The following is a 26,741-nucleotide window of genomic DNA, read 5'->3' on the forward strand; positions in this document are numbered from 1 at the left end:
ATTGCTTATGTTTGATGATTTGGACATTTTTGCTGCCGTCGTGGAGCATTCCAGCCTGAATCGCGCCTCGCGCCAGCTGAATTTGTCCCAGCCCGCCCTCTCCCGCAAAATCTCCAAGCTGGAGGAGCGGCTCGGCGTTGCACTCTTTAACCGGTTCGGCAAGCGGCTGGAGCTGACTGAGGTAGGGCGCCTTACTTATACCTATGCGCTGGAGCAAAGGCAGCAGCGCGCCAAATTTCTGGAAGCGTTATCGAAGTTCAAGGAAGGGGAACCCCAGCTTGTAACGCTAGGTGCCAGCCTCACGACACTCCAGACCACACTGCCGCCGCTGGTGAATGCCTACATGGAGAAATACCCGGCGGCCGAGCTCAAGCTGATCACCGGCAAGACGCATGAAATTGTCTCCTCGGTCAGCGAGGGCAGGTCAGATCTTGGAATTATCGCGTCCGCTACTCAAGAGCCGGGTCTGCGCTGCATCCCTCTGTTCGAGGATCAGCTCCGTCTGGTCGTCTCCGAGCATCACCCGCTGGCACTGTCCGGGAAGCTCACCATGAGCGATCTCTCCCGGCTGCCGATGATCCTCTTCTCCAAGGGCACCTGGTACCGCCGCATGACCGATGAGCTGTTTCAGCGCAGCGGTACCGATCCCGATGTGCGCATGGAGATCGACTCCTTCGAGGCGATCGTCCGGCTGCTGCCAACGATCAAGGCCGCAGCGCTGTTGCCGAAGTCATATCTGCGCTCTGAACTGCTGAACGGCGGCGGACTGGTCTCCCTGCACATCAAGGAGCTGGAGCAGACCCAGCGGACGACTTGCCTGATCTACCCAAGCAACGGGAGCCTCAGCACGGCTGCACGCTGCCTGGTACAGGTAACCGAGGCCGTGTTCCTGCCGGGGCGGGAATAAAGGAGGGACTGAGCAAGGTCACACTCCAATCTTGGTCTAAACACAAACAAAACGCCCGGAAGCAAATAGGGCGTTTGTTTGTGTTTCAATTATATTAAGTAACTAGCAGTGACTCAATGCTCCACATTCACCGCTTCATCCTCAAATTCCACGATGCTCGCGTTGGAACCGATGACCACCATAATATCGCCCTGATGCACATGGTCGTGGGCTGTAGGAGCGACAATAACGCCATCTTCCTTATTTAGGGCAATAATACTGCAGCCATATTTAGCCCGCGTGTTGAGCTCTGACAAGCTTTTGCCATCCATGCAGGCGGGAACAGTCAGCTCGACCACCTTGTAATCCTTGGAGAGTTCAATATAATCCAGCAGGTTGGGTGTGGTCAGCTGATGAGCGACACGTATACCCATATCCCGTTCCGGAAAAATCACCCGGTCTACGCCAAGTTTGGACAGCGCCCGCCCGTGAAGGATAGAAATCGCCTTGGCCACCACTTGCTTCACACCCAGCTCCTTCAGGAGAATCGCCGCCAGAATGCTGCGCTCCATGTTGTCTCCGATGGCTACAATGCCGCAGTCGAAGTTGCGTACACCCAGTGAGCGCATGATCCCCTCATCCGTGGCATCCGCTACGACCGCATGCGTCAGCTGGCCGGTCATTTCCTCTACGCGTTCCTCATAATGGTCAATTCCGAGTACCTCGTAGCCCATGGCCATGAGTTCCAGGGCAAGGCTTGAGCCGAAACGGCCAAGGCCGATGATGACAAACTGCTGTGCTTTCATAATATCCGTAACTCCTTATCCAATTATCATTTTGCCTTCCGGGTATTTATATAATTGCTTACCCTGTTTTGGACCAATTGCATACGCCAGTGTGAGAAGCCCCAGCCGTCCGGCGAACATGGTCAGACAAATCAGGATTTTACCGAATAGGCTCAGCTCCGGAGTCAGCCCCATGCTGAGGCCAACGGTAGCGAAGGCCGAGGTAGTCTCGAATAGTATCATGAGAAATGCCCGGTCCTCTGTGGTAGACAGTATCATGGATACGGACACAACCAGCAGAAGCGCCAGCAGCGTAATCGTCAGCGCCTTGAATACACGTTCTTGTGCAAGACGGTAGCGGAACAAGACAATATCCTCGCGTCCGCGCAGCATCGAGATTACTGCACCAATCATCAAGGTGAAGGTTGTCGTCTTGATCCCCCCGCCTGTGGAGCCTGGTGAAGCACCGATGAACATCAGAATGACGATAAAAAATTGTGAAGCCTGCCGAAGACCGGCAATGTCCACTGTATTCGCACCGGCGGTGCGCGGGGTCACGGATTGAAAGAAGGCCGCCCAGACTTTACCGCCAAAGCTCAGCGGTCCCATAGTCCGGGAATTCGTAAATTCAAAAACAAAAATAACAACTGCTCCGAGTACAATCAGCGCCGCTGTCATCGACAGAACCACCTTGCTGTGGAGAGACAGCCTGCGCGTGCGCCGGAATTCCACCAAATCGGACATAACGATGAAACCGATCCCCCCGGAAATGATCAAGAACATGACCACGATATTGACGATAGGGTCGTGTACATACCCAGTCAAGCTGCGATAGTCTCCAAAGATATCAAACCCGGCATTATTGAACATCGATACCGCATGGAAAATACCAAAATAGATAGCCCGACCAAGCGGCATATCAAATGCCCAGCGCAGGGAGAGAATCGCGGCAGCCGCGGCTTCAATGACGAGTGAATAGATGAGCACCTTGCGGATCAGCCGCACAATGCCTTCCATTGAGCTCTGATTCATGGCTTCCTGAAGAATCAGCCGGTCACGAAGAGAGATTCTGCGTTTCAGCACCAGTGCGAACAGGGTCGCCATCGTCATGAAGCCCAAGCCGCCAACCTGTATAAGCAATATAATGACTATTTGTCCAAACACAGTGAAATACGTTCCTGTATCCACTACCACAAGTCCGGTTACGCAGGTTGCCGAAGTTGCAGTAAACAAGGCATCAATAAATTTGAGCGATACTCCAGAAGTACTCGACACAGGAAGCATCAGAAGCAAGGTTCCGATCAGAATGACGGCTGCAAAGCCGAACACCAGAATCTGAGGCGGAGATAGCTTCAGAAATCTGAAATTTGTAATTTTTGGAATTGGTGAAGCCAAACTTCTCATCCTTTCGCAACTTACGTTTTAAACATACAAATTATAATCGTTATTCCCCAACTTCACAAAGGTTCATTTTATATCAGGAGTTCTAAAGCTCCCAAAAGGAAGCCTTACAGACATAACAAGCATAAGCTAGGCTCTCTTCACGTAAAAAGATAATACAGTATTTTTTTGTAAAAGGCCTGCCAGTAATACTATAATGAAAAATAACAGCATTATTTATATCCACAAGGAGGCGTTTCATGAATTCCGTCGGCCAGCCCCTACAGCAGCGGCCCCTTACTACCAGACTCATTCTTGCAGGTATTATCGGTCTCATCGTGTTCATTATGTTCCAGATCGTCCCCCAGCTCCTCGGGAACGGTGAGTCTGACACCACCCCCATCAGCAAGAATGAGGCCCGCGAGCAAGCCGCCGTATTCGCAGCCAAGCAGCTTGGCCACCAGGAATCCACAGGGGAAGAGTGGGCAGTAAGCTACCGGACCGACTCTTCCTTCTACGGCTATATGTCACGGGAAAAGCTTTTGGAGCAATACTCCAAAGAGAAGCTGGATCAGCGTTATCCGTTTGATGTCTTTCATGCCGTACTGTATGCCCCCGGCGAAGCCATTCCCATTTTGTCGGTGGATCTTAATATGTATACCGGCAAAGTCGTAGGCTTCGGACGCGGAGAAGATTCCGGCTTCAGCACGGACACGGAAAAGACAGTTGCTGCCGCTCTTTCCGGCAATGTAAGTACAGCCAGCGAGCAGGAGCTTTCGCTCGAGCAGAAGGAGAACCTCGCAAGCCCGTGGCTTCAGTCTTGGGGAGCTAATCCCTCCAAGCTGCAAATCCAGGCCGGCAGTGACAATTATGACCTGATCTATACCGACAGCTCCGTTAAGATTGGAGAGTCGCAGCTGAAATACCGCTTCAAATTCCAGCAGGAGCAAATCTCGTATTTCCGGGCTGGATTTTCAGCTCCCGCCTGGCATGTCAACTATGTCAAAGATCAAACATCCCTGGCCACTTGGCTCACCGGGCTCGGCTACGGTGTACCCACACTGGCACTAGGCATTCTGGCTTTGATCTACAGCATTCTGCGCAGAGGGCACACTTCGTTCAAGCGGGGGATTTTCCTCAGCTCCGCCCATTTTGTAATCATGCTGGTCAGCACCTATAATATGCTTCCGGAGGCTAGTGGAGACAGCTTGCAGAGCCGTTTAACGGCGATTATTACGCTCATCTTCTATATTTTCTATAGTCTGCTTATGTCTCTGATGCTCTACTTCTCGCTGGTCGGAGGAAATGGCCTCTGGCGAAAAGAAGAAAGTCTGAACCCCTGGCCGCGAGCCAAAGAACCGGGGTATGGCCGGTATGTGCTGGACAGTATGCGTGCCGGTTATGTCTGGGCTTTTATCCTGCTTGGTGTACAGACGATCATGTTCATTATTCTGTCGTATACACTGCATAACTGGTCAACTACAGATGCCAGCCAGTCTCCTTACAATATGAGATATGCCTGGCTGCTGCCCATTGTAGCCTGGCTTGCCGGGTTGTCCGAAGAAGCCATCTACCGTCTGTTTGGTATACGCATGGTTAAAAAAATCGTCCGCAGCACCTTTCTCGCCTCTCTGATCACCACACTGGTCTGGGCGTTCGGACATACCCTGTATCCGATCTATCCCATCAGCTCACGGCCGATTGAGCTGACTGTAATCGGCCTGCTGTTCAGTTACATTTTCCTGCGCTATGGCTTTATTGCGGCCATGTTCAGCCATGTAGTGTTTGACAGCATCCTGATGGGCGCCACCCTGATCTTCATGAAGGAACCCGTAAATATCAGTGCTGGTATTGTCACCATTGTGCTGCCCTTCATCGTGGGTTATATCGTGTACCGGTTCAATCCGCCCCGCAAAGCGGAATATGCAGAGCCTGTTAATCCAGTAGTCTAACTCAAAAAGCACAAAAAACGGCTGAGCCTCCTTTGTTAAGGAAAGTTCAGCCGTTTCTGCTTCATACTATTATTATAGTTCATTATAATGACGGTTCTTCATCCTTGAGCGCATCCAGGATCTGTGCAGCCAGCTTGTCGCCGATCGACAGCGGGCGGAAGTCCTCGATAGTGGCCTCCTTGATTTTTTTGAGGGAGCCAAAATGCTTCAACAGCAGCTTGCGCCGCTTTTCCCCGATGCCCGGAATGGAGTCCAGCTTCGAGGTCACCATCGATTTGCCGCGCTGTTCGCGGTGGAACGTAATCGCAAACCGGTGAACCTCATCCTGAATACGCTGCAGCAGATAGAATTCCTGGCTGTCCCGCGCGAGACTCACCGGTTCGCCGGAATCTCCGACCAGCAGCTGAGCTGTTCTGTGTTTGTCGTCCTTCACGAGACCGCAGACCGGGATGTACAGCCCCAACTCATTCTGCAGAATATCAATGGCGGATGAGATCTGCCCTTTCCCACCATCGACCACAATCAGATCCGGCTGCGGCAGGTTCTCCTTCAGCACGCGTTCGTAGCGGCGGCGGATCACCTCACGCATCGTTTCGTAATCATCCGGTCCCTGTACTGAGCGGACCTTGTATTTACGGTATTCCTTACGCGCCGGTTTGCCGTCTATAAACACAACCATTGCGGACACCGGGTTGGTTCCCTGAATATTCGAGTTATCAAAAGCCTCAATCCGGCTAAGCGAATCCAGCCCCAGGCTCTGGCCTAGACTGCTGGCTGCGCCGGAAGTACGTTCCTCATCCCGCTCGATCAGGCGGAACTTCTCATCCAGTGCCACCCGGCCGTTCTGGCATGCCATTCCGACCATTTGCTTCTTCAGGCCGCGCTGCGGCACCAGCACCTTGACGCCGAGCCATTCCTGCAGCGCAGCTGCGCCGCCAGCCGCATCGACAGTTCCCTCCGCAGCCGCTTCAGACTCATGTTCTGCAGCGTCCAGCGCCGCTTTCACTACAGCTTCACCTTTACCGGCCTCCAGCGCTTCGCCGACTACCGTGCTTCCAGCATGTTCTCCGGCCTCTCTGGCTTCCATGGCATCTTCGGCAGCCAGCTCCGCCATAGTATCCGGCGCATCTTCAGCGTCAGCCTCTTCAGCCTCACCACTAACAGCCAGTTGCAGCTTGCCTGATCTATCTGCGCCTTCAAGCACAGTATCCGGCAGCAGGATTTCCTGCGGCAGTGCCGGGTTTTCACTATAATACTGCGTCACATAGGAGATGAAATCGCTGTACGCTTCCCCATAGAACGGGAATACTGAGGAGTGGCGCTGGATCATTTTCCCCTGCCGCATATACAGGATCTGCACGCACATCCAGCCCTTGTCCACGGCATATCCGAATACATCGCGGTCTTTGGTGTCCGCCGTATTGATCTTCTGCTTCTCCATCAGGGCATCAATGTGGATGATCTGGTCGCGAAGCTCCTTGGCCCGTTCGAAATACAGCTCCTCAGCGGCTTCCTGCATCTTTTTCTGAAGATCCTTCTTGACCTCGTCATGACCGCCTCCCAAGAAACCGGCAATACTCTGCGTAATCTCCTCGTAAGCAGATTTTGGCACTTCCTTCTCACAGGGTGCCAGACACTGGCCCATGTGGTAGTACAGGCAGACTTCCTTGGGCATTACACCGCATTTGCGCAGCGGATACATCCGGTCGAGCAGCTTCTTGGTCTGATGGGCTGCATAGGCATTCGGATACGGGCCGAAATATTTAGCTTTATCCTTAATCACCCGGCGCGTAACCTCCAGGCGCGGATGGGCTTCATTCGTAATTTTCAAATACGGGAACGTCTTGTCGTCCTTCAGAAGCACATTATAGCGCGGCATATGTTCCTTGATCAGATTGCACTCCAGAATGAGTGCCTCCATGTTGCTGGACGTAACGATATATTCAAAGTCGACAATATTGGCGACGAGCCTCTGGGTTTTGCCGTTATGGCTGCCTGTAAAATAAGAGCGGACCCGGTTCTTCAGCACCTTGGCCTTGCCTACATAAATAATAGTGCCCTCTTCATTCTTCATTAGATAGCACCCGGGCAGGTCGGGCAATAATGCCAGTTTGTTACGGATATTATCCATATAATCCATGATTTCTCCCCCAGCTGTACAACACCGTGATGGCTTAATTTTAAATTATAAGCGACTATGGGTTCAACCCCAAACTAAGAATACAGCTTACTTCTGATCCCAACAGCATCCGTATATTTCAAAAGCGCAGATGTTTCGATCCGACGCACAAAGCGCCTTCGGATAAACCGAAGGCGCTTAGGCGGCAGGGCAGATGCCCCGGGGATTACAACATCATTATTCTTACTGATGTTTAGCTACAATATTCTTAAGAGAATCCTTGGAGTTCAGACCCACAACTTTATCCACTGGTTGGCCGTCTTTGAAGAAGATCAGAGTAGGAATGCTCATGACTCCAAAACGGGAAGCCGTTTCCGGATTTTCATCCACGTTCAGCTTGGCAATTTTCACATCGTCACCCAGCTCGGTGGACAATTCCTCCAGAATTGGGGCAAGCATTTTGCAAGGGCCGCACCAAGGTGCCCAGAAATCTACTACTACAGTACCTTGACCTTCAACTTCATTCACAAAGGATTGGTCAGACACGTTCACGATAGCCATGATATTGTTCCTCCTTTAAGTTGTACGAAGCTGCATCCGCTTCTATAACTCATAAGCCTAGTGTGGCGAATTCAGTCCGAAATTATAACGTATAAAATGTTTCATGTAATATGATAACCAGATTACCATTTACCGACACATCCACAGTATAACATATTTATAGTGATTTTGTGTAATGTTTCATAAAATTAAATTGTATAAAACCAAATATTCCACTGCAGTCTTTGCTTTACAACATTCCAGGGACTTCGTATACTTGAGGAAAGCGCATTAATTGTCAATGACTTCTCTCACACGTCTAACTGTAACCCACTAATTGCAGTCATGCAACTGCAAGGAGGAAAAAAGATGGATGTCAACGCACAAGCACGTGATCCGCGGGAGCATGTGAACGAGGAACCACGGAATGATCTGGGCGATTTGATGACTGGTTTCTTCGGAATGACGGGATTTATGACGGTCGTATTCTTTGGAATGGTAATTATCAAGTTCTTGTCCGAGTAAGCGGACACTCAATCCGGCATGTCCTTCCAGTTAGGGAGGGGGCCGGATTTTTGTTTGCACATACATCTTCTTGATAAAATAAACAGCGGTGCTCCCGGACTACAGATTCGGGAGCACCGCTGTACTTCTATGGCTGCCGCTAGCACCCATTCATCATTATCTGCTCGTTCCCCGCTGATTCTCCCCGTGAAGCGGAATTACGTCCACAAACGGAGCAATCCGGTCCATCAGGCGCTGGCCTTTGTAGGTTTCTTCACCATCTTTACTTGTAATGCTCAGATGCTTCTCCAGCCCGTCTAGAGGATAGTTTGAAGTGTAAAAGGTTGGCTTGCGGTTCATCCGGTGGTTCAGAATCGCACCCAGCACATGATCACGAGCCCAGGGATTAAGGTTCTCTGCCCCGATATCGTCAAAGATCAGCAGATCACAATTTTTCATTGTATCCACCATTTCTTTGAGCTTCTGATTGTCCATCATAATCAGTTTGAGCTCCTCGATGAAATCCGGCATATATACGATCACGCCGCTGTACCCGGCAATGGCCAGCTCATGCAGCATATAACACATCAGAAATGTTTTGCCTGTTCCAAAGGAGCCCTGCAGATAAATCCCCCGAGAGGTCAGGCCATTCTCTTTGGCACTGGCAATATAATCAAATATCTTACTAACGGCAGAGACCCGGCGGGGGTCCTTGCCCATAATGTCAATCTCATCGTATCCGCCGCTCAGCACGCGTTCGTCCACATAAAAGCTGCGGATGCGCTTGCGGATGCTGTCCTGATTATCCTGTGCAATCTTCAGGTTACAGGCGGTCTTCCGTTCATACAGATCTGTCGTACCGTTAACCGTCTCTACGGTAAGTTTGCTGTAATGACCCTGAAAATCATTCGGGCACTTCTCCAGACCCGGACAGTTCGCACAGTTGCGGCTTTCTTCTACATATTGGTACAAGCGGCTCAAGTGAAGCCGCAGCCGCGACTCGTCCAGCTCGGGATGCTCGGCCTGAAGCTGCTTCACCAAAGGATGGTTCAGCAGGTTCTGCTCAAGATCACGGGAGCGCTGACGGAGCGCGGAATTGTTCATCGAACGCAGCACTTCGCCCATAGACTCCATTGCCGCACCTCGCTTTCATTATGGCGTCTTGGATACGCCTTTTTTCTTGCTGGCTTTGATCTCAGCCGCCTTCTTCATCATCGCCGCGAACTCTTCTTCGGATACAGTCCCCGCGCTGCCATCATCCAGCACAATCGGAATCTCCGCTTTGCCGGAACGCCCTCCGGCTTTGTTGTAGCTGCGCTGGCGCGTTCCGCCTGATGCCGTGGACCCTGTAGCGGCACCTTTTCCCTTGACCTTGGTCTGGTCACGGATATACCGGACAGCCTTCTCATAGGTGTTCACCTGTTTGACCAGCATATTCGAAGCAATTGCCTCCACGAAGTTGCGGTTCATCCGCTGATCGCCTCCGGAGGCGACCATGGTCATCAGATAATGGATGAGTACATTAATCACTTCACCGCTCAGCTTATAATTCAGATCAATCTTCTCAAAAGTATCCATTAGCTGTGTAGGCACCGCGCCAGGGAAAAAAGTCTGTAGCAGACGTGTATAAGGCTCATTGCGAAGCATCATATTATATTGGTGAATGTCGCATTTGGACAAGAATTGCGGAGGTACCTCCACATAATATTCCATTTCGACCGACTGCTCCAGCGGTGCGGTAGAATCATCGCCTTCCACGGCAGCCGTAGAGCGCAGAGCTACTACCTTCGCTGCGGCAATCTCCCGCTTCTCCTGCCTCTTCATATCCTGGCGGAAATGCTGGCTCGCCTTATACTGCAGTGCATCCAGAATTACTTCACCATCCGGCGTGAATACTCCGTCTTCATCCAGCAGACGGGATAAGTCCTGCGGGCTAAGCTCATACTTATGAGCCACATAGTTGATCATTCCCATCTGGGTATGGTCAAAACGCAGCTTCTCGACATGAACCCGGTTAACCGACTCGCGTGGAAACCGCAGAATGATATCACTATAACCGATAGCCGGTTCTCCGGTTTCACGCATGCCGGGCTGCTTGACCGATGCTACCTCAGCCAAAGCCTGCTCCAGCTCATAATCGATCACATGGGTATTAAGTTGAAAGATATCATAAAAGGGCAGGGAAATATTTTCTTTGCCGATCGACCGGCGGCTCCATTCCTCCGGTTCACGGTTCCAGAACTGCTCGCGCAGTGACAGCACGGCAAATTTACCGATCTTGTCACGGAGCAGCAGTGTTAAATGCTGGGTCGCAAAAAAATCAGCCGGCGACAGCGGCGGCATCAGTTCGTATTCGTACATATAATCATCAGTTTCCGCGACAAAGATCCGGCAGGTTTGCAGAAGTCCCACCGCTTCCAGCCGGGAAGCCTGATCTACTAAATATTTGCGGCCTTTCTCATTCGGTTCCACACCCAGCGTCATGAATAGACGACGCTGCTGCTCTACCGGAGAATAGCCGATTGCTTCAGCCGGAATATGTTCAAACAGCAGACGGTACAGACTGATGGCAAAAGCGCCAACCATCGGCTGGTAGACCGAGCCCAGCATACGTGCATCTAGACTGCTTAGACCGAATTCGCGGGAAACGCAGTACCGATGATGTTCGGTGAAATGATGCAGGTTACTCATGCGCATCTGCGGATTACCTCCCTCTTTTTCTACACGAATCCATTTAGATTTCTATTCTATCACAAAACTTCCGCCCGGAAATGTAAAAAAAAGTCCAAATTCAGTGCTTATCCCCCTGATATCGACAGCTTATTATCCATTGCTTCTGCTAGCGGAAAATACGGAAATTCTCTTCTGTTCCCCACTTATATCCAAGAAAAAACGGCCTTTCCATCCTTGGGTAAGGACAGTAGCCGCTCTGTATGCGCGCAAAACCCTTCATTAGAACATTTTAGAACATTTTGTAGCCGCCGAGCCTGAGCTTCTGAATCGTCCAGCCGCTGAGCACTGCTCCGGCGAGACCCGCAATGCCAGTGAGGTAATCCACGACATGGAAGGTGGACAGATGTTCCCACAGAGTCATCGCGCTCCGGTCCCAGATCGAATAGACGACCACAGGCAGGATCACAATTACAAACAGATAGGCCGGGAACCATGTGGTCTTCATTAACATGTTAAGAATAAAGCCAATGCCAAACATCATCACGAAGAACAAAACGGCCAGAACAAATACAGGAATAAACCCCATCGTACCGCCATCCCCTCTCTCTATAAAGAACCGCACAGCAAACCTTAATTAATAGTAAGTTTACTAGAAAAAATGTAGCGAAGCAATGAACATTATCTTCATCTCGGCTCTTCACACGACAAATCCAGAAGTTGCGCGTTTGCTCTGCCTGCCCGCATGCGATACAATGCAAATAGATTAAGCGGATGTACATATAAACTTATGCCAAGGAGTGAGAATACATGAACGAAGCCGCGTTGACACTGGAAGGCTGGTATGCCCTCCATGATTTCCGCACTTTGAACTGGACGGCCTGGACGGCTGCCGATGATGAAGAACGGGCTGTCGCCCTGGAAGAACTGCATACCTTTATGCAGGAGTGGGGTCCAGTTGAGGAAGCCAAGGAAGGAAGCACCACAGTGTACTCCATTGTCGGCCAGAAGGCTGATTTCGTGATGATGTTCCTGCGGGAAAGCCTGGAAGCGCTGAACCAGCTTGAGACCGCTTTTAACAAAATCGCCTTTGCCCAATACACCAGCAAGTCCTATTCCTATGTCAGTATCGTTGAGCTCAGCAATTATGCTGCTGGCGGAAGCGCCGGAGATGGCAGTGATCCTATGCTGAATCCGCATGTTGCCGCCCGCTTGAAGCCTGTTCTGCCGCAAATGAAGCATATCTGCTTCTACCCGATGAACAAAAAACGCGAGCTTGCCGACAACTGGTATATGCTCGATATGGAGAAGCGCCGCGAGCTGATGTATTCGCACGGATTAATCGGCCGTGGATATGCCGGCAAAGTGAAGCAGATCATTACCGGATCCGTCGGGTTCGACGACTGGGAATGGGGAGTCACTCTGTTTGCCGACGATGCCCTGCAGTTCAAGAAGCTGGTCTATGAGATGCGCTTTGATGAGGTCAGTGCCCGCTACGGCGAATTCGGCCCGTTCTATGTCGGCAATCTGCTGACACCGGACAGCTTTGAAGAAATGCTGAAGCTGTAGCAGCAGAGAATATACGAAGTGCATAAGGGAAGGTTGCTCATAGAGGCGGCCTTCCCTTTATTTGGTTTTCTACTATAGTGGCAAGAAACGCAAATAGACCGCCCCTCGGTAAAGGAATGCGGTCTATTGGTGGTGTCCTGTTTGTTGAGGACTCCCGCTTTTAAAAGCGGCTATTGCACATCATGAGGATAGATCTTTGTCGTTATCCTCTTCACCGTCTTCGTCCTCTTCACGCAGACTCTCCAGATATTCCGCCGTAGCCCTGTCGCGGGCCCGGCCTTTATCCTTAAGGCGTTCAATCGCCGGGAGAATAAGGATGTCGATTTCCTTCTGGACATTGTAAGCGAGATCGTAACGGCTCTGGTCCTCCAGATACGATCCCACCTCGATCAGACCATTGTACCGGTCCAGCTCCTCACGCGTCAGCAGTCCGCGAACTTGCACGCTGCAGTGGCGCATCTTAGAGGAATCTTCCTTTTTTCAGGACCAGCGGAATGCCGCCGATGATGAACAGATAACGCATATCCACAACCTTCTTCAGTTGCGCCGCTGTCCAGCCCTTATATGTTTTGTTGCCAACAACGGCGATACCCTGGCCTTTGCCCAGAGAAGCTACAGTACCTTTGTTGCTGAAGGCAAACTTTCTCGGCTGCTGGCCGCGAATTGCGGCAACCAGATTATGGGCGCAGCATTCCCCCTGTTGCATGGCAATCTGTGCCGTCGGAGGGTAGGGACGTCCTTCCGGATTAATCATCAAGGAACCATCGCCGATAATAAATATGTTCTCATGTCCTGGAGAGCGCAGATACTCGTCCACCTTTACCCGTCCGCGCATGGCCTCAAATCCTGCCGCTTCAATCAGGCGGTTGCCACGGATGCCGCCAGTCCAGACAATAGTCGAAGCTTTGATCTCTTCACCAGTGGCGAGAATAACGCCGCCCGGCAGGCACTCCTTGATAGCTACACCGATCTTGAAGGTCACGCCTTTCTTCGTCAGCACCGTCATCGCATGCTCAACCAATTCAGGCGCAAAGCCCGGCAATGCCGTAGGAGCTGCCTCCACATTATAGATATTGACCATGCTTGGATCTACATCATATTCCTTGCACAGCGCCGGAATACGGTCTGCCAGTTCAGCGACAAATTCAATACCACTGAAGCCTGCACCGCCCACAACAAAATTAATATGCTCCTGTGCATTGTTCTCATTCTTGTATTTTGCAAATTGATATTCAATATGTTCACGGATCAAACGCACGGAATTGATGCTGCGGATGGTCAGTGCATATTTATCCAGTCCCGGAATTCCGAAGGTTTCAGGTTCCCCTCCCAGTGCGATTACGAGGTAGTCATAGGACAGCGTACCATCTTCCAGAATTACCTTTTTTTGCTGGGTACGGATTTCCTGTACTGAAGATTTAACGAGATCAATTTTGAATTCATCAATTAATTTGGAAATCGATACCCGGGTATGCTCAATGCTGTCTGTGCCCGCAGCAGGCATATGCAGATGGGTAGTGAAATAGTGATACTCATGGCGGTTCACCAGTGTTACATCTGCTTCATTATAGTTCAAAGCTTTCTGCAGCCGCTGCGCGGTCAAAATACCTCCATACCCCGCGCCTAGGATAACTATTTTGGGAATACTGCTCATGTTCCGGCTCCTTCCAACAGGTGAATCTGTCTATGTGTTATTTTTTGTAAAAAAATTCGGTTTATTTTGTGAATTTATACACTTAAATTCAGGAGAATTTCCAATTAAACTTAAAGGATTTCTAAAATAACCATATCCATTGTAAACCTTAGTATCGTTTTAATCAAATATAATCATGCAACAAAATGTCACATTTTTCATCATAAATCAAGCCTTTGCAGGTCGGTGTTACAATGTTTATAATGTTAGTTAAGCCAGTGTGGCAATTTGAAACTATCAACTCGGAGGTGTAATATTCGTGACACAAGAGCAATCCGTTCCTATGAGCGATCTTTTGATCATAGGAGGCGGTCCGGCCGGAATGTTTGCCGCTTTTTATGGCGGGATGCGTCAGGCATCGGTAACCCTTATTGAAAGTATGCCCCAACTGGGGGGGCAGCTTGCTGCTCTTTATCCTGAAAAATATATTTATGACGTGGCCGGCTTTCCAAAAGTCACCGCGCAAGAGCTGGTAGATAACCTTTCCCGCCAAATGGAGCTGTTTCAGTCCGATATCCGGCTGGAGGAGAAGGTCGTTTCGCTTGTTAAGCAGGATGAACGCCATTTCATCATCACCACCGATAAAGCAGAGTATCACAGTAAAGCAGTGATCATTACCGCAGGAGTTGGCGCCTTTGAACCGCGCCGTCTGGAACTACCGGAAGCCGCGCGTTTTGAGAGAGCCAACCTGCATTATTTTATAAGTGATCTGAATGCGTTCAAAGGGAAAAAGGTGCTGATCAGCGGCGGCGGCGACTCAGCTGTGGATTGGGCGCTGATGCTGGAACCGATCGCTGAAGAAGTAACCCTGATTCACCGGCGGGATAAATTCCGCGCCCATGAGCACAGTGTTGAGAACCTCATGGCCTCTAAGGTCAATGTAATCACTCCTTCTGAGATCACCGAGCTGCACGGGGAAGAATTCATTACAAAAGTTACTTTGTCCCACATCAAAACCAAAGAGACACAAGAACTTGAAGTAGACAGCGTAATCGTCAATTTCGGCTTTGTTTCCTCGCTGGGACCGATTGCCGAGTGGGGGATCGACATTGAAAGCAATTCGATCGTAGTCGATTCCCGCATGGAGACTAGCATTCCAGGGATCTTTGCTGCCGGTGATATCACCACCTATCCAGGCAAGCTGAAGCTTATCGCTGTAGGGTTTGGAGAAGCACCGACCGCAGTGAACAATGCCAAGGTTTACCTTGACCCGGAAGCCAAGCTGTCGCCAGGACACAGTAGTAATCTCAAACTGTAACTGAACAAACATTTTAGTGTGGATCTAAATAAAAGGGTATCCTTTCAGGTTGATTGCATTTCAACATGAAAAGATACCCTATTTTGTGCTGCTTGCGGTTTAATTGATAGATTAGCTGCAAAGGTGTGCTCTGAACGTTAGTGAAGAACCGCATGAACTGGAGAGTGTAAGTTCCGTTTGCGAATTTCAGCGAGCAGCAGAGCGATGAAATCATGCTCTAATTGCAGTTCTATTGCTCTATGGTACGAGTCCAAGAGCATCTCATCCGACAATTCAACCATAACGTTCACCTACCTTTCCTTTATTTGGATCTGAATCTATCATAGCAAACTATCATTTTTCGAACAAGCGTTCCCACTATCCACAAGTGACTGTGGAAATCCTGTGTATAATATGTGAGTAAGGGCACAGATGTCATTCACTGCACAGTGGACTTTGGGGATAAGAGTTATACACAGGTCCCAACCGCATGAATTTCATCTGAAATTTTTTTTACAATGTTCATAATTCCGTGGAAATTTTTATCATATATTACCTCAAGAATCACACAACTAAACGCAATTCTATCGCATTACTATATTTATCGTCAATTCTTAAAAATTGCTTAATCATTTCGGCCGGGTATTCACTTCCAGAATCCATATTTTTCCGCGCTGATCAACGGCATAATCAAAGCCGAGTTCGCCAATCCCAGGAAAATGGCGTTCCAGCACTTCAATACAGATCAGAGTCAGACGGCGCATCTCTGCTTTTTTGGCAGAAGTCCTAACCCGCGGCAAGGATCTTCTTAATCCTTCACGGCAGCTTAACATTGTGCCCCCTTTACAAAGATTCGTCACGAATAGCCCAGGGCGGGCCAATCTGCCTACCATAGCGCGATACTCCCAATGTTCTCCGTTCTTCACCACCTTGACCCGATAATCAATTGGCCGTCCATCAATCCGGGCGAGTGAGATGCACTGCTGTATTAAATATCTGCGTTTGACCTTAAATATGTCGAGTGCGCGTTTCATTGAAGAGAAATCCCGATACATTCGTGTGTTGTGCATATGTGTGAAGCCATATCCCCGGCTGCCCCGGAACACTTTGATCACTCCGTAGCCCCCACCGCCGACCACGGGTTTTATTACGACAGCACCGTATTTACCCAGCATCCTTAACAATCCAGCAGCGCTATATTCCATCGTTCTCGGAATGTAACCGGCAATCCGCGGATCACTGAGCAGTGCCGCGGTTTTCAGCCACTTGCTGGCCAGTTGTCTTCCCGCCATTGTTCTCCCACTCCTTTCGCATTCCCAGCCTACCCTATACTTTACTCAGAAAAGCTTCCGCCCTCCTGTATGATTGTCCGTGTAAGCAGGTGCACACGGCAAAAAAGGGCATATAGCCGCGGGGCTTTATGTCCTGGTATATCCATTATCGGGCTGCGCCGTATACCGCAGATTTTGACAAGGCCTGCTTACGACAATCGACGGCAATCGCTATTGTAATCAGGGATGTATAAAATGTCGAATAGTCTGGCAAGGATGGGGTATCCGCCTAATAACTTGATTATACTGTGCCGATAAAAAATGAATACATACTCATAACAACATTGGGAGTTGGTCGAATGCAGTGGTACATAAAAGCATTAAAAAATTACAGAGGATTCACAGGGAGGGCAACCCGGACAGAGTATTGGATGTTTTTTCTGATTAATGTCATCTTCTTCACCGGTTTGGGGTTCCTGCAAGAAATGCTTGGAATCATTCACCTGCTGACCCCGCTCTATTCACTCGCCATGTTTCTACCGTCCCTGGCCGTTCTATTACGAAGACTTCACGACTCCGGAAAGAGCGGCTGGTGGGTTCTGCTCGGCTTGCTTCCCATGGTAGGTTTCATTGTGTTAACTGTATTTGCTTGTCTGCCAAGCGAAGGCAATAATAGATACGGGTCAAGTTTGAGTTATTAGTCCTGCGAACCCAGACATTTTCCGCTGGCATATCCTTAAAATTCATTGTATTATGGCGTGGAGGGGAGGACTCTTCATGGCAGAGCTTTTTGAAGTGCTGTACTGGCTGGCAATGGTGGGTATGACAATCGTTCTGACGGGAACCACGATTCTGGTCGGGGCACTGGGCTTCAAATTTATCAAGGACCGCCGCAGCGCCCTGGGAGCAGGCTGTATTACCTTTTCTCTGGCTTCCGCCGCGCTGGTCATCTTTATGATTAATTTCAAATTCATAATTCCTGCTTGATTGAAGGACTCTATTATGTTCATGATCTTGCCTGTTCCGCCCTGTCACAGAGTATTTTCTGTACAGGGTTTTTATTATACTCTATGAAAAAAAGAACGGACGGCTTGTGCAGATGGACAGCTTGATTCGCTGATTAATGTTACAGTATGAAATGCCTCATCTCTGGCGATCATATTCCGGCTTCAAAATCGAATAGAGATAAGAGTCTTGCCATTTGCCTTTGTACCACATGTGTTCACGCAAATGTCCCTCGTACGCCATGCCAAGCTTCTGCATCACTTTAGCCGAACCCACATTCTCCGGACGGCAAGTAGCGTATATACGGTGAAGTTCGAGTTCCCGAAAACCAAAATCAAGCACAGCTTCAGCTGCCTCAGTGGTATATCCCTGTCTCCAAAACAACGGATTGAAGCAATAGCCAATTTCCCCTTGTCTTGATTCACTAACGTGAATACCGCAGCCACCGATCAGCTGACGGGTCTGTTTGAGAACTACGGCAAATTCAAAATCTCGCCGCAGACTCTGACGTTGCATTTCCATGGTCAGATTTAGATAACTTCCAGTGTCCTCTTCCGAGTTCGGTCCCCACATCATATATTTCGCGACCAGAGGATCTGAGGCGTAGGCATGCACTGCTTTCATATCTTCTAAGGTAAATTCACGAATGATAAGCCGTTTGGTTTCTAATAGAGTCATGAGGTTTCCTTCCTTCGATAGTTAGATTACAACTTATTGAATAGTTAAACTTTTAAGTATTTTGTCATATACATTGAAGTCACTTTCCTTAAATCTGCTTCTATCCACAAAAAAATGTATGGTCACAAAATCCGAACCTTTATGAAGAATTGCCAGCCTGCCCACATTTCCTTCATCTTTATAGTTGATAACCTTGGCTTCCGCATTGCTGATTTTAGCATCCACTTCACTGGTAACCGTGATGTTGTTATATTCACCTTTCAACAGACTCTTGGAATAGTCTTCCAAGGAGATTCCGTTCTGCACAGCCAAATCCATATCAATCCCCATATAATAATTACTTACGACTATCCGTGAAGATGTCAGGTACGAATAATTCCAATTCCCATTCACTATGACCTGATATAAGTTCGGAGACTCCAAACTGCTGATATTTATGTAACGGGGACCGCCAATAGTTACTTTATTATTCGCATTATCATATTTCAGAGTTGAGTCCAGTCCAAAATAATCAGTCATGCTTTTAACCGACAAATAAAGTGAGCCGTCATACTTCAAGGCTTTTACGGAATCTGCCGGCTGTCCATTTAATTCAACTTTCATGGAAGGATAGAAGTAAGCTTTTACCTCCTTATACTGTGTCGCTGCAAAGACTCCAACAGCATTTCCTGTTAAAAAAATACTAGCAATAATCGCGATTCCAAGCTTCTTTTTCATTCTTCACACTCCTTAATTTTGCCTGCATCTACCGTTATTCCTTCGGGTGTTTCCTCCATAGGCTTGTCCATAAAAAAGGAACTCCGAACACCTCGTCATTTTCCACAGATTCTTTCATTAATCGGATCTCCACCAGATCAAAATATCCGCCTAAGATTTCAATTAATTTCTCTTGGCTGTATGCTTGCCCGCCATGCATGCTTCGATCCCGGTATATATCCCAGTCACTTAATTCCATAGCTCCTCCCATTTCCGTAAATCCGGGAGCAAAACAAGTTAATCCAAAATACCCCCCGTTCTTTAGCGCATGATGAATCATCTCAATATATCCGATACGCCGATGGGGCCACAGATGGTGAAGACAGCCTGCATCATAGACCAGGTCATATTCAGACTCCGGAGACAGTTCAAAGACCGATCCGCAGGTAAAGTTTACTCCAATATTCTTTTCAGCTGCACGTTCCTTCGCCCAGGCAATGGCTTTTTCCGAAAGATCTATCGCATCCACATCAAAACCATGAAGAGCCGCATAAATCGCATTCCGTCCAGGCCCGCACCCCAATTCCAGCATTCGTCCACCCTGCAATGTCCCCGATTCAACATATGAAACCAGATTTTCATCTGGCTTATCTGCAAAAAAGGGGACACCCTTCGTTCTGTCACCATAGAAATTGTTCCAAAACGGGGCGGGCTCCCTCATCAGTGAATCCAGCATGTGGAGTAAATCTGCATTGGTTTTTATAGTTTCCGGCATTTTGCGCATCTCCTGTATTAGTTATTCGCTTCTCTACAGTTACACAGAACTACTAACTAAACTTCTTCAGTTCTTCATCAAGCAGATGCCGGTTCACCGTAAGATATCCAACCAGGTTATCAAAAATATTGCGGTCAGGTGTGTTCAAATACAGCGCCTCAGCCTGCCGGAGTATTCCATCCAGAACCTCTGCATTCAGGTTATACCGGTCTTGAAAACTGCTGATTTCATACAAGGAGGGAGAGGCTTTTCGCTGAGCTGGAGTGGTTTCAAGCTGCTGCTTGATCTGCTCTAAAATCTCCGCATCTTCGGCTGCGCCAATATGTTGTAGAGCTTGAATGGTCTCCAGCACATATTTGCCGGATGAATTCTCCAAAAAGCCCAGGATGCCATTCATTGTGAGCTCCGTATCCAAGTCGATCAGCAGCATTATCTCCCGCAGAAATCCCGGTGATTTCAGCACAGCCTCCCGGGCAGCCGCATACTCCGGCTCATAGATGTTGCTGCATACCGAATCGACAATTTCTTCCGCTGAGAGGGTGGTTGAATCTGTGGGAAACCATTTATTGAGATTCTTTTTCGGGTTACTCATCGTCGTTCCTCCATTCAATACATAAAATGAGTATGGTTGACTTTGTTATAATGCATTACTAATTCAAAATATAGAGCTACTTGATTTTCTAACATCCACTCGAATAGTGGTTGGACAGCTCCGAAAATATCAGGTTTGACCCAATAGGGAATGGCTTTGCGTGTAATTTCATGCTCTACTAAATGCTCATAGAAACCTACCGCCACAGCATTACATAGATACTGGCTTCGTTTACCTTGATTAAAGCACCATTCTGCGTAATTATAGATTTTGGCAAGCTCTAAGGTATCATTATTTCTATGGAGTTCATCGAGCTTTATACGCAGCTCAACCAATAAGGAATATATGGTGTCATCTTTTTGAGTAAAGTGAAATCTAGCATCATAAAACAATTCCAGAGCCTTTCTTCTCCATGCACTCATAGTTCCCTCCAATATATTTTGACCACAGGCGCAACATTAGAATTATAATGACTCCGAGCCTCTGCTAAACAAAACCATATCCGGAAAATGCTCGTTCCAATATTCTTTCATAGTTCCAAGCACATTGTTTTTTGTGTCCTCAGATAATCCGTCCCCCGAAAAATCCGTTTGGCTCCAGTAAGGATAGCTCAGGAATATATACTGCCAATACTCTCTGATCTCACTGTAAAAGTCCATAGCACTGTACTCAAGAATATCTCCCCAAATAGCCAACTGTTGAGCTGCACTTTGATTCTCAAAAACAGAAGCCTCCGGTATCAAACCTATGTAATTATCACCGTAGTATGCATCTACCACTCGAATTGGGCCGACAATATGATGATTGAAGTCGTCCATTTCCTCAGCAGGTATCCATAGTTCCAGATGTTGTCTGGCCCCTACCACTTGTTCCTCATACTTATCGATATATGGACTGGCCACGTCAAATTCGGTTACAAACCCGGCATAGCCGGAAAATCGGTCCTTGGTGTTCCACTCGCTCGCGATTTGATCAGCATACGGCTTATTTAGCACAGGATAAAAGATGGGTTGTTCCGGTAATCTGGGAGGGAAGCCGCTTAGCTTTAGATCAAGGATTAATTTCATTTCGGCAAGGCCGACAGGCCGGTATAGGGTTTTCATATGAACACCTCCATCTTCACGCTATTGCAACCCTAATGCCTTTTTCATCAATCGGTCGGGGAAGCTTTTTAGTTTTACCAAAGGACATTGATTATTTTTTTGATTGAGCGCTATAATATTCATTTCTAGAAGAGGATAATCCGAAATTAAGAATTCTGTCATCTTCACCATATCTGTCATTGAACCCAGAACACTCCGACTATAGGTTTTGGTGAACTTGAGGCCATCGGCCTTACTTACATACTCCGTTATTTTCGAATCAGGGACTTCATCGGCTCGCAGGTTCTCTATCAGGGACTGGACGAATAGCTGGTTCATATTTTTATAATGTTCCTTCTTCATTCCAAATAAAATAAAGTTATACCGTGTCTGGTTGTTCATAAAAATCACGTTATTCTTCTTCGCCATCCGAAAAACATTAGCATGCCACTTATGGAATTCATCCTCTTTTTCATTGTCCTGCTCTTCTACAATAGCGCTAAGCTCAAAAAGCTTCTTCGTCAAGGCTATGGTGATCATGTGAGCTTTCCCTTCTAGTTATTTTCTCTTTTCATTTCTTTTTCCTCATTAAAAACACTTGATATACTATTGAGATAATTCCTCCAGCTACCATTACGTATCCACAACTCATAATGATCTGTGACCGCTGCACTTGATCATTGTATACCTTGATTAACTCTGGAGTCGGATCAGGATAAGATAGAAGCGGTCCCAAAAAGAACCCTGCAACTATCACCGCTAGGCCTGTTCCTAAGCAAAACCAGCCATATCGTTTGGGCAGATTATTATCCATATTCATAAATGTTTAGACAGCACGACATGTTCTTGTCTTATGTAGTCATTTTTCGTATAGGTTGCGATGGCTGCCTCATTGTTTACACCGGTGATTAATTTAACTTCCCTAACTCCCCGGGCCCGAAGTTCCGCTTCCAGAAAAGAAAGTAATGATGTGGCGCACCCTCTTCTTCTTGCCCCCTCGCTAACATACATTTCGGTAATTTCTCCATCCAACGCATGATAACAAAACGATTTAAAATACCGGCCGCAAGCAAAACCTACCAGGATCTCTCCGCTTACGCCCAGCACGACCAGTTCATTGGATGAACCCAGTGTCTCCTTAACTGTATGCATGTCCATCAGAACTCCGTTAAATTCGTAGTTAAGCCTCACAAGACTTTGCGCATCGTCCGGGGTTGCCAGCCTTACCAGAATTGTATTATCCATACTTAATCAAGAACTCTCCCTTACATATATTATTGCTTTAATCAAATTCTCACTTTAGATATTCGTTACTTTCAGTATACCAGTCCAACTAAATACTGGAAATAGCTCCGCCGGCACGCAGTGGAAGGTACAAAAAAGCCTCCAGGTACATGCACCTGAAGGCTTCGCTGTAATTATAGCAATATCCACCGAGAAAAGTAATAGACACACATTTAGGTGGAATTTCTCCACTTAATTAGCAGGAATGTGTTACGTAGCAGCAATTAGTGGGATTTTCTCCACCTAATTCAGAGGAATTGAGCAGATATCGCCTAATTGAGCTATTTTAAATGGACTTTTTCCACCTAATGATGCTCCAGTTGTTCAAAGTCCCGGATTAGTGGGACTAATTCCCTCTAATCCAATCCAAACGTCCATTGTCACCGCTTCGATCCGCAGTACTAAACAACCTCAATTCAGCAAGGCTCAGCCGCTGGCTTGCCCGCATCATCCTTCGTACGGAAGGACGAACCACAGCCGCATGTAGCCGTTGCGTTCGGGTTGTTGATGGTGAAGCCGCCAGTCATACCGGATTCCTCAAAGTCGATCTCGAGGCCGTTCAGGTAACGGATATCGTCTTTGCTTACAACAACCTTCATGCCCTGAACATCCAGATACACGTCCTGCTCACTCTCGTTGTCGTCGAAGCCCATGGCGTAGGAGAAGCCGCTGCAGCCGCCTTCAGTTACCCCAAGCCGAAGGAACATATTCGGGATTTCCTGTTCAGCCAGCATAGTCTTGAGTTGTCCTGCTGCTGATTCACTGATTGTAATCATGGTCTCTAACCTCCTGAATTCATAGTCTGTATCGAATGGCTTATAGGGCCAAAAGTAATTTTTTATATAAAATTAAGTATACTCCACTATCCCCCTGCCCTCAAGTCCCAACTGACCTGTCCTATTATGCTACAACCTGCCCATCCCCACTCTTCTCAGCGGTTGCCCGCTCCCCTGTGAGAGGTTTATAATAGAAAAAGTGATATGCGTTAAAATTCGGAAAATTGTCACGCTGGCAGCTGACATCGCAGCTTTTTGTAATGGACGGCCACTCCCTAATTTTGTTTAGGAAATCATTCTGCGATGCATTTGCCTCGCCAAACCTTCAGGAGGAATCATATGTCTACTCTTATAACACCCCACACCGACGCCAGAATGGTGAACATCATTGAGAAGGTTCGCGGCGGAGAAAGATTAAATTTGGAAGATGGCGTTTATTTATATGGAAGCAACGATTTACTTACCATCGGTCAATTGGCGGGTGAAGTCAATCAGCGCAAGAACGGTAACAAGGTATATTTTATCGAAAATATGAGCCTATATTTCACCAATGTCTGCGAAGCACACTGTGCATTCTGCAATTTCCGCAAGGATGACGGTGAAGAAGGAGCATATACCCTTTCCGGTCAGGAAATGGTGCAATATGTCGAACAGCATATTCACCCCGGAGTGCGTGAGTTCCATATTGTCGGCGGTCATAATGATAAGGTGCCTTTTCAATATTACGTGGACTCGCTTAAGGCCTTGAACGAGGCATTTCCGCAGGTGACTTTGAAGGCCTACACAGCGGCAGAGATCGATTTCTTCACCCGGATCAGCGGACTCAGTATCCGAGAGGTACTGGAGGAGCTGCGTGCAGCCGGACTTCAGTCCCTTACAGGCGGTGGAGCCGAAATTCTCTCTGACCAATACCGTAAAAAAATGCGGGTCACCAAAGCCAATGTAGAGGAATATCTGGAGGTTCACCGGACAGCACACCAGCTCGGAATGAAGACCCATACTACGATGCTGTACGGCTCTATCGAGTCCCATGAGGATCGCGTGCGGCATATGCTGCAGATCCGCGATTTACAGGATGAAACAAACGGCTTCATGGTGTTCATTCCCCTGTCGATGCAGCCCAAGAACAAGAACGCCGGAATCATGCGCCGCAACTCGGCCTACGAAGACCTCAAGACGATTGCGATCAGCCGTCTAATGCTGGACAATTTCGACCATATTAAGGCTTACTTCATTAATATTGGAGCACAGCTAACCCAGGTTGCACTCAGCTTTGGCGCTTCCGATGTACACGGTACCATTCTGAAAGAACGTATCAGCCACGCGGCTGGGGCCTTGACTCCAGAGGGATTGACCCGCGAAGAGCTGATCTGGCTGGTGAAGGGCGCCGGCAAGATTCCGGTTGAACGGGATACCTTCTACAACGAGATTAAGGTATACGAATAACTGCAAGCCGGAATCCATCCGGCAACTGCTGCAATGACCATTACTTGAGCCATAGTCGAAAGGAAGATGTCATGAGAACCTTACTCGTCTTGGGCGGCGGCTACGGCGGCCTTGCCCTCATTCAAGAACTACTCGACAATCATCTCCCCCATGATGTGGAAATTGTTTTGATTGACCGGATGCCTTATCAGGGAATCAAGACGGAATACTACGCACTTGCTGCGGGTACCGTCACAGATTACCATCTGCGCATCCAGTTCCCGGTGCATCCCCGTCTTACGGTACGTTACGGAGAAGTGGGCTCCATTGATCTGGAGAGCCGCGTGGTATTGATGAATACAGGTGAACCGGTATCTTACGACATTTTGGCCATTGCTCTCGGTTGCACGGATAATTATCACCATATTCCAGGAGCAGAAGAGCATAGTTGCAGCATTCAGAGCTTTTCGGGGACACGTGAAACCTACCGCCGGTTGAATGATGTGAAGCCATATGGAACGGTTAACATTGTTGGCGGCGGACTTAGCGGAGTGGAGATGGCTGCAGAACTGCGGGAGAGCCGGCCGGATCTGAATATCGCCATTCTAGACCGGGGGGAACGTGTGCTGTCCTCTTTTCCCGCGAAGCTGTCGCAATATGTAGAGGAATGGTTCAGTGAGCATCACGTGGAGACCTTAGGCCGAATTTCCGTATCCCATGTTGAAAAAGATGCCATCTTCAATGGCACACAGGCCATTCCCGGAGATGTAACTGTATGGACAGCGGGTATCCAGCCGGTACAGGTCGTACAGCAGCTAGAGCTTCCTAAGGACCGGGGCGGTCGGATCATTGTAGAACAGTATTATAATGTGGCTGATTATCCTGAGGTTTATGTGATTGGGGACTGCGCAAGTCTTCCCTTTGCGCCCAGCGCACAGGCGGCAGGAGCGCAGGGGGAGCAGGTGGCCCATATCCTTCAAGCCCTCTGGCGCAATGAAACACCGAAGCTGCACAAAATCAAACTGAAGGGCACCCTTGGCTCTCTGGGTAAAAATGCCGGCTTTGGCCTGATGGGCCGCCGCTCTGTTATGGGGCGGGTTCCCCGATTGCTGAAAAGCGGAGTGCTCTGGATGTCCAAACGCCATTTCGGTTAGAGATTAACCCGGAACTAGTCAATTTCAAGATTGTCCCAGGCTTCCTGTTCCTTAATGGCTGCCTCAATAGCTGCTTCAAGCTCTTCCGGAGTTTCCGCTTCAATAATTTCACCGTCAAGCATGGCAAAAGGCTGCAGATAGCATTGCCCGCAATTATTCAGGCAGCCATATTCGATGACATCATATTCAGGATTGAGTTCCAGCTTGCGCTTCAGCGGTTCAGTGCCATGACCGATATTACTGGCACAAAATTCAATAAGTGGTCTCATGATGTTCTCCTTATTCTGTGTAAAGCATTTTATTTTTTAACTTTTTGTACTATAATAAGCATACGAAAGGAGTGATTGAGAAATGAGTGAGAATGTACAAAGCGCCACCATGTATGATGAAGTACTGGAAGTGCTCGATAAACTTCGTCCGTTCCTGCAACGCGATGGCGGCGACGTCGAACTGATCGATGTTGAAGACGGCATTGTGAAGTTGAAACTTATGGGTGCCTGCGGCAGTTGCCCAAGCTCCACGATCACGCTAAAAGCCGGGATCGAACGCGCCCTCCTTGAAGAAGTAGAAGGCGTGGAAGAAGTTGTTCAAGTATTCTAATCCCGTATCATAACGATCCCGGCCCTTCCGATGAAGAAGGCCGGGATTTTTTTTATTATAGTGGATTT

31 protein-coding genes are annotated in these 26,741 nt (G+C 48.3%); 10 read left to right on the forward strand and 21 right to left on the reverse strand.

Going from position 1 to position 26,741, the window contains the following annotated elements; translation table 11 throughout:
* The first annotated feature begins 7 nt into the window (after window positions 1–7).
* Window positions 8–907 (forward strand): LysR family transcriptional regulator, encoded by a 900-nt coding sequence (locus AC0MA3_RS12770; RefSeq protein ID WP_379159204.1) that lies wholly within the window; start codon window positions 8–10, stop codon window positions 905–907.
* 113 nt (window positions 908–1,020) lie between these two features.
* Here the strand turns inward: AC0MA3_RS12770 and AC0MA3_RS12775 are convergent, their stop codons facing one another.
* A complete protein-coding gene (locus AC0MA3_RS12775) occupies window positions 1,021–1,692 on the reverse strand; it encodes a potassium channel family protein (protein ID WP_379159201.1) in 672 nt (223 codons plus the stop codon).
* 15 nt (window positions 1,693–1,707) lie between these two features.
* Window positions 1,708–3,066: a TrkH family potassium uptake protein gene (locus AC0MA3_RS12780; RefSeq protein ID WP_474656490.1), complete on the reverse strand. Its 1,359-nt coding sequence runs from the start codon at window positions 3,064–3,066 to the stop codon at window positions 1,708–1,710.
* Between the two features lie 245 nt (window positions 3,067–3,311).
* Here AC0MA3_RS12780 and AC0MA3_RS12785 point away from each other — a divergent pair, with 245 nt between their 5' ends.
* Window positions 3,312–5,003: a CPBP family intramembrane glutamic endopeptidase gene (locus AC0MA3_RS12785; RefSeq protein ID WP_474656491.1), complete on the forward strand. Its 1,692-nt coding sequence runs from the start codon at window positions 3,312–3,314 to the stop codon at window positions 5,001–5,003.
* Between the two features lie 82 nt (window positions 5,004–5,085).
* On the opposite strand, the gene uvrC is transcribed toward AC0MA3_RS12785, so the two are convergent.
* Both uvrC and trxA read right to left on the reverse strand, forming a co-directional pair.
* Window positions 5,086–7,143, reverse strand: coding sequence for an excinuclease ABC subunit UvrC (uvrC, locus tag AC0MA3_RS12790; protein WP_474656492.1), 2,058 nt, complete (start codon window positions 7,141–7,143; stop codon window positions 5,086–5,088).
* A 222-nt stretch (window positions 7,144–7,365) separates the two neighbouring features.
* Complete coding sequence (gene trxA / locus AC0MA3_RS12795) at window positions 7,366–7,683, reverse strand: thioredoxin (RefSeq protein WP_036701616.1); 318 nt, start codon at window positions 7,681–7,683, stop codon at window positions 7,366–7,368.
* A gap of 348 nt (window positions 7,684–8,031) precedes the next feature.
* On the opposite strand from trxA, the gene AC0MA3_RS12800 reads away from it, so the two are divergent.
* The gene (locus AC0MA3_RS12800; RefSeq protein WP_379159188.1) at window positions 8,032–8,187 is read left to right on the forward strand and encodes a YqzM family protein; all 156 of its coding nucleotides are present in this window, start codon (window positions 8,032–8,034) and stop codon (window positions 8,185–8,187) included.
* Between the two features lie 156 nt (window positions 8,188–8,343).
* On the opposite strand, the gene dnaI is transcribed toward AC0MA3_RS12800, so the two are convergent.
* The 3 genes from dnaI to AC0MA3_RS12815 all read right to left on the reverse strand — a co-directional run bounded on the left by dnaI (window position 8,344) and on the right by AC0MA3_RS12815 (window position 11,425).
* Window positions 8,344–9,300, reverse strand: coding sequence for a primosomal protein DnaI (dnaI, locus tag AC0MA3_RS12805; RefSeq protein ID WP_474656493.1), 957 nt, complete (start codon window positions 9,298–9,300; stop codon window positions 8,344–8,346).
* Between the two features lie 18 nt (window positions 9,301–9,318).
* Complete coding sequence (locus tag AC0MA3_RS12810) at window positions 9,319–10,863, reverse strand: replication initiation and membrane attachment family protein (protein ID WP_474656494.1); 1,545 nt, start codon at window positions 10,861–10,863, stop codon at window positions 9,319–9,321.
* A 265-nt stretch (window positions 10,864–11,128) separates the two neighbouring features.
* Entirely contained in the window at window positions 11,129–11,425 is a 297-nt protein-coding gene (locus tag AC0MA3_RS12815; RefSeq protein ID WP_219212640.1) for a YuiB family protein, read from the reverse strand.
* 221 nt (window positions 11,426–11,646) lie between these two features.
* Between AC0MA3_RS12815 and hemQ the strand changes: the two genes are divergently transcribed.
* Window positions 11,647–12,405 carry a hydrogen peroxide-dependent heme synthase gene (gene hemQ / locus AC0MA3_RS12820; RefSeq protein WP_379159175.1) on the forward strand — a complete coding sequence of 253 codons (759 nt, stop codon included), beginning with the start codon at window positions 11,647–11,649 and terminating at the stop codon, window positions 12,403–12,405.
* Between the two features lie 180 nt (window positions 12,406–12,585).
* On the opposite strand, the gene AC0MA3_RS12825 is transcribed toward hemQ, so the two are convergent.
* Together AC0MA3_RS12825 and AC0MA3_RS12830 are read right to left on the reverse strand one after the other, a co-directional pair.
* Window positions 12,586–12,864, reverse strand: coding sequence for a hypothetical protein (locus AC0MA3_RS12825; protein ID WP_474656495.1), 279 nt, complete (start codon window positions 12,862–12,864; stop codon window positions 12,586–12,588).
* A gap of 1 nt (window position 12,865) precedes the next feature.
* Window positions 12,866–14,059, reverse strand: a complete 1,194-nt coding sequence (locus AC0MA3_RS12830) for an NAD(P)/FAD-dependent oxidoreductase (protein ID WP_379159169.1) — start codon at window positions 14,057–14,059, stop codon at window positions 12,866–12,868.
* A 322-nt stretch (window positions 14,060–14,381) separates the two neighbouring features.
* Between AC0MA3_RS12830 and AC0MA3_RS12835 the strand changes: the two genes are divergently transcribed.
* On the forward strand, window positions 14,382–15,356 hold the full coding sequence (locus AC0MA3_RS12835; RefSeq protein WP_474656595.1) for an NAD(P)/FAD-dependent oxidoreductase: 975 nt from the start codon (window positions 14,382–14,384) through the stop codon (window positions 15,354–15,356).
* 137 nt (window positions 15,357–15,493) lie between these two features.
* On the opposite strand, the gene sda is transcribed toward AC0MA3_RS12835, so the two are convergent.
* Together sda and AC0MA3_RS12845 are read right to left on the reverse strand one after the other, a co-directional pair.
* Window positions 15,494–15,637, reverse strand: a complete 144-nt coding sequence (gene sda, locus AC0MA3_RS12840; protein WP_042217282.1) for a sporulation histidine kinase inhibitor Sda — start codon at window positions 15,635–15,637, stop codon at window positions 15,494–15,496.
* Window positions 15,638–15,964: 327 nt separating this feature from the next.
* Window positions 15,965–16,627 (reverse strand): YheC/YheD family protein, encoded by a 663-nt coding sequence (locus tag AC0MA3_RS12845; RefSeq protein WP_379159165.1) that lies wholly within the window; start codon window positions 16,625–16,627, stop codon window positions 15,965–15,967.
* 338 nt (window positions 16,628–16,965) lie between these two features.
* On the opposite strand from AC0MA3_RS12845, the gene AC0MA3_RS12850 reads away from it, so the two are divergent.
* A complete protein-coding gene (locus AC0MA3_RS12850) occupies window positions 16,966–17,307 on the forward strand; it encodes a DUF805 domain-containing protein (protein WP_474656496.1) in 342 nt (113 codons plus the stop codon).
* Window positions 17,308–17,383: 76 nt separating this feature from the next.
* Window positions 17,384–17,593, forward strand: a complete 210-nt coding sequence (locus AC0MA3_RS12855; protein WP_474656497.1) for a hypothetical protein — start codon at window positions 17,384–17,386, stop codon at window positions 17,591–17,593.
* Between the two features lie 156 nt (window positions 17,594–17,749).
* Here AC0MA3_RS12855 and AC0MA3_RS12860 read toward each other — a convergent pair whose 3' ends face one another.
* The 9 genes from AC0MA3_RS12860 to AC0MA3_RS12900 form a co-directional block, all read right to left on the reverse strand.
* A complete protein-coding gene (locus tag AC0MA3_RS12860; RefSeq protein WP_474656498.1) occupies window positions 17,750–18,289 on the reverse strand; it encodes a GNAT family N-acetyltransferase in 540 nt (179 codons plus the stop codon).
* Between the two features lie 33 nt (window positions 18,290–18,322).
* Window positions 18,323–19,006 (reverse strand): hypothetical protein, encoded by a 684-nt coding sequence (locus AC0MA3_RS12865; protein ID WP_474656499.1) that lies wholly within the window; start codon window positions 19,004–19,006, stop codon window positions 18,323–18,325.
* 34 nt (window positions 19,007–19,040) lie between these two features.
* Window positions 19,041–19,769, reverse strand: coding sequence for a class I SAM-dependent methyltransferase (locus AC0MA3_RS12870; RefSeq protein ID WP_474656500.1), 729 nt, complete (start codon window positions 19,767–19,769; stop codon window positions 19,041–19,043).
* 43 nt (window positions 19,770–19,812) lie between these two features.
* Window positions 19,813–20,352 carry a DMP19 family protein gene (locus AC0MA3_RS12875; RefSeq protein ID WP_474656501.1) on the reverse strand — a complete coding sequence of 180 codons (540 nt, stop codon included), beginning with the start codon at window positions 20,350–20,352 and terminating at the stop codon, window positions 19,813–19,815.
* A gap of 14 nt (window positions 20,353–20,366) precedes the next feature.
* Window positions 20,367–20,774, reverse strand: coding sequence for a DUF7674 family protein (locus AC0MA3_RS12880; protein WP_474656502.1), 408 nt, complete (start codon window positions 20,772–20,774; stop codon window positions 20,367–20,369).
* A gap of 42 nt (window positions 20,775–20,816) precedes the next feature.
* Entirely contained in the window at window positions 20,817–21,455 is a 639-nt protein-coding gene (locus AC0MA3_RS12885; protein ID WP_474656503.1) for a hypothetical protein, read from the reverse strand.
* A gap of 21 nt (window positions 21,456–21,476) precedes the next feature.
* On the reverse strand, window positions 21,477–21,974 hold the full coding sequence (locus AC0MA3_RS12890; protein ID WP_474656504.1) for a DUF6933 domain-containing protein: 498 nt from the start codon (window positions 21,972–21,974) through the stop codon (window positions 21,477–21,479).
* Window positions 21,975–22,250: 276 nt separating this feature from the next.
* Entirely contained in the window at window positions 22,251–22,679 is a 429-nt protein-coding gene (locus tag AC0MA3_RS12895; protein ID WP_474656505.1) for an N-acetyltransferase family protein, read from the reverse strand.
* 455 nt (window positions 22,680–23,134) lie between these two features.
* A complete protein-coding gene (locus AC0MA3_RS12900; protein WP_474656506.1) occupies window positions 23,135–23,494 on the reverse strand; it encodes a HesB/IscA family protein in 360 nt (119 codons plus the stop codon).
* A gap of 339 nt (window positions 23,495–23,833) precedes the next feature.
* On the opposite strand from AC0MA3_RS12900, the gene mqnE reads away from it, so the two are divergent.
* Both mqnE and AC0MA3_RS12910 read left to right on the forward strand, forming a co-directional pair.
* Window positions 23,834–24,940, forward strand: coding sequence for an aminofutalosine synthase MqnE (mqnE, locus tag AC0MA3_RS12905; RefSeq protein ID WP_474656507.1), 1,107 nt, complete (start codon window positions 23,834–23,836; stop codon window positions 24,938–24,940).
* Window positions 24,941–25,011: 71 nt separating this feature from the next.
* Window positions 25,012–26,073: an NAD(P)/FAD-dependent oxidoreductase gene (locus AC0MA3_RS12910; protein ID WP_379159132.1), complete on the forward strand. Its 1,062-nt coding sequence runs from the start codon at window positions 25,012–25,014 to the stop codon at window positions 26,071–26,073.
* Window positions 26,074–26,087: 14 nt separating this feature from the next.
* On the opposite strand, the gene AC0MA3_RS12915 is transcribed toward AC0MA3_RS12910, so the two are convergent.
* Window positions 26,088–26,342: a YuzB family protein gene (locus tag AC0MA3_RS12915; protein ID WP_020426352.1), complete on the reverse strand. Its 255-nt coding sequence runs from the start codon at window positions 26,340–26,342 to the stop codon at window positions 26,088–26,090.
* An 82-nt stretch (window positions 26,343–26,424) separates the two neighbouring features.
* On the opposite strand from AC0MA3_RS12915, the gene AC0MA3_RS12920 reads away from it, so the two are divergent.
* Entirely contained in the window at window positions 26,425–26,673 is a 249-nt protein-coding gene (locus AC0MA3_RS12920; RefSeq protein ID WP_379159126.1) for a NifU family protein, read from the forward strand.
* Window positions 26,674–26,741: the final 68 nt, after the last annotated feature.

This window comes from Paenibacillus sp. LS-5 (assembly GCF_056121505.1).

What these genes read in the sequence shown, in the direction of transcription:
- AC0MA3_RS12800 (WP_379159188.1), top strand. Translation starts at nt 8,032, where the DNA reads ATGGATGTCAACGCACAAGCACGTGATCCGCGGGAGCATGTGAACGAG.
- AC0MA3_RS12855 (WP_474656497.1), top strand. Translation starts at nt 17,384, where the DNA reads ATGGCAGAGCTTTTTGAAGTGCTGTACTGGCTGGCAATGGTGGGTATG.
- AC0MA3_RS12850 (WP_474656496.1), top strand. Translation starts at nt 16,966, where the DNA reads ATGCAGTGGTACATAAAAGCATTAAAAAATTACAGAGGATTCACAGGG.
- AC0MA3_RS12785 (WP_474656491.1), top strand. Translation starts at nt 3,312, where the DNA reads ATGAATTCCGTCGGCCAGCCCCTACAGCAGCGGCCCCTTACTACCAGA.
- trxA (WP_036701616.1), bottom strand. Translation starts at nt 7,683, where the DNA reads ATGGCTATCGTGAACGTGTCTGACCAATCCTTTGTGAATGAAGTTGAA.
- AC0MA3_RS12770 (WP_379159204.1), top strand. Translation starts at nt 8, where the DNA reads ATGTTTGATGATTTGGACATTTTTGCTGCCGTCGTGGAGCATTCCAGC.
- AC0MA3_RS12870 (WP_474656500.1), bottom strand. Translation starts at nt 19,769, where the DNA reads ATGCGCAAAATGCCGGAAACTATAAAAACCAATGCAGATTTACTCCAC.
- uvrC (WP_474656492.1), bottom strand. Translation starts at nt 7,143, where the DNA reads ATGGATTATATGGATAATATCCGTAACAAACTGGCATTATTGCCCGAC.
- sda (WP_042217282.1), bottom strand. Translation starts at nt 15,637, where the DNA reads ATGGTTGAATTGTCGGATGAGATGCTCTTGGACTCGTACCATAGAGCA.
- AC0MA3_RS12890 (WP_474656504.1), bottom strand. Translation starts at nt 21,974, where the DNA reads ATGATCACCATAGCCTTGACGAAGAAGCTTTTTGAGCTTAGCGCTATT.
- AC0MA3_RS12860 (WP_474656498.1), bottom strand. Translation starts at nt 18,289, where the DNA reads ATGACTCTATTAGAAACCAAACGGCTTATCATTCGTGAATTTACCTTA.
- AC0MA3_RS12880 (WP_474656502.1), bottom strand. Translation starts at nt 20,774, where the DNA reads ATGAGTGCATGGAGAAGAAAGGCTCTGGAATTGTTTTATGATGCTAGA.
- AC0MA3_RS12815 (WP_219212640.1), bottom strand. Translation starts at nt 11,425, where the DNA reads ATGGGGTTTATTCCTGTATTTGTTCTGGCCGTTTTGTTCTTCGTGATG.
- AC0MA3_RS12885 (WP_474656503.1), bottom strand. Translation starts at nt 21,455, where the DNA reads ATGAAAACCCTATACCGGCCTGTCGGCCTTGCCGAAATGAAATTAATC.
- AC0MA3_RS12845 (WP_379159165.1), bottom strand. Translation starts at nt 16,627, where the DNA reads ATGGCGGGAAGACAACTGGCCAGCAAGTGGCTGAAAACCGCGGCACTG.
- AC0MA3_RS12865 (WP_474656499.1), bottom strand. Translation starts at nt 19,006, where the DNA reads ATGAAAAAGAAGCTTGGAATCGCGATTATTGCTAGTATTTTTTTAACA.
- AC0MA3_RS12835 (WP_474656595.1), top strand. Translation starts at nt 14,382, where the DNA reads ATGAGCGATCTTTTGATCATAGGAGGCGGTCCGGCCGGAATGTTTGCC.
- AC0MA3_RS12810 (WP_474656494.1), bottom strand. Translation starts at nt 10,863, where the DNA reads ATGCGCATGAGTAACCTGCATCATTTCACCGAACATCATCGGTACTGC.
- dnaI (WP_474656493.1), bottom strand. Translation starts at nt 9,300, where the DNA reads ATGGAGTCTATGGGCGAAGTGCTGCGTTCGATGAACAATTCCGCGCTC.
- AC0MA3_RS12910 (WP_379159132.1), top strand. Translation starts at nt 25,012, where the DNA reads ATGAGAACCTTACTCGTCTTGGGCGGCGGCTACGGCGGCCTTGCCCTC.
- AC0MA3_RS12825 (WP_474656495.1), bottom strand. Translation starts at nt 12,864, where the DNA reads ATGCGCCACTGCAGCGTGCAAGTTCGCGGACTGCTGACGCGTGAGGAG.
- AC0MA3_RS12920 (WP_379159126.1), top strand. Translation starts at nt 26,425, where the DNA reads ATGAGTGAGAATGTACAAAGCGCCACCATGTATGATGAAGTACTGGAA.
- AC0MA3_RS12915 (WP_020426352.1), bottom strand. Translation starts at nt 26,342, where the DNA reads ATGAGACCACTTATTGAATTTTGTGCCAGTAATATCGGTCATGGCACT.
- AC0MA3_RS12900 (WP_474656506.1), bottom strand. Translation starts at nt 23,494, where the DNA reads ATGATTACAATCAGTGAATCAGCAGCAGGACAACTCAAGACTATGCTG.
- hemQ (WP_379159175.1), top strand. Translation starts at nt 11,647, where the DNA reads ATGAACGAAGCCGCGTTGACACTGGAAGGCTGGTATGCCCTCCATGAT.
- AC0MA3_RS12830 (WP_379159169.1), bottom strand. Translation starts at nt 14,059, where the DNA reads ATGAGCAGTATTCCCAAAATAGTTATCCTAGGCGCGGGGTATGGAGGT.
- AC0MA3_RS12875 (WP_474656501.1), bottom strand. Translation starts at nt 20,352, where the DNA reads ATGAGTAACCCGAAAAAGAATCTCAATAAATGGTTTCCCACAGATTCA.
- AC0MA3_RS12895 (WP_474656505.1), bottom strand. Translation starts at nt 22,679, where the DNA reads ATGGATAATACAATTCTGGTAAGGCTGGCAACCCCGGACGATGCGCAA.
- mqnE (WP_474656507.1), top strand. Translation starts at nt 23,834, where the DNA reads ATGTCTACTCTTATAACACCCCACACCGACGCCAGAATGGTGAACATC.
- AC0MA3_RS12775 (WP_379159201.1), bottom strand. Translation starts at nt 1,692, where the DNA reads ATGAAAGCACAGCAGTTTGTCATCATCGGCCTTGGCCGTTTCGGCTCA.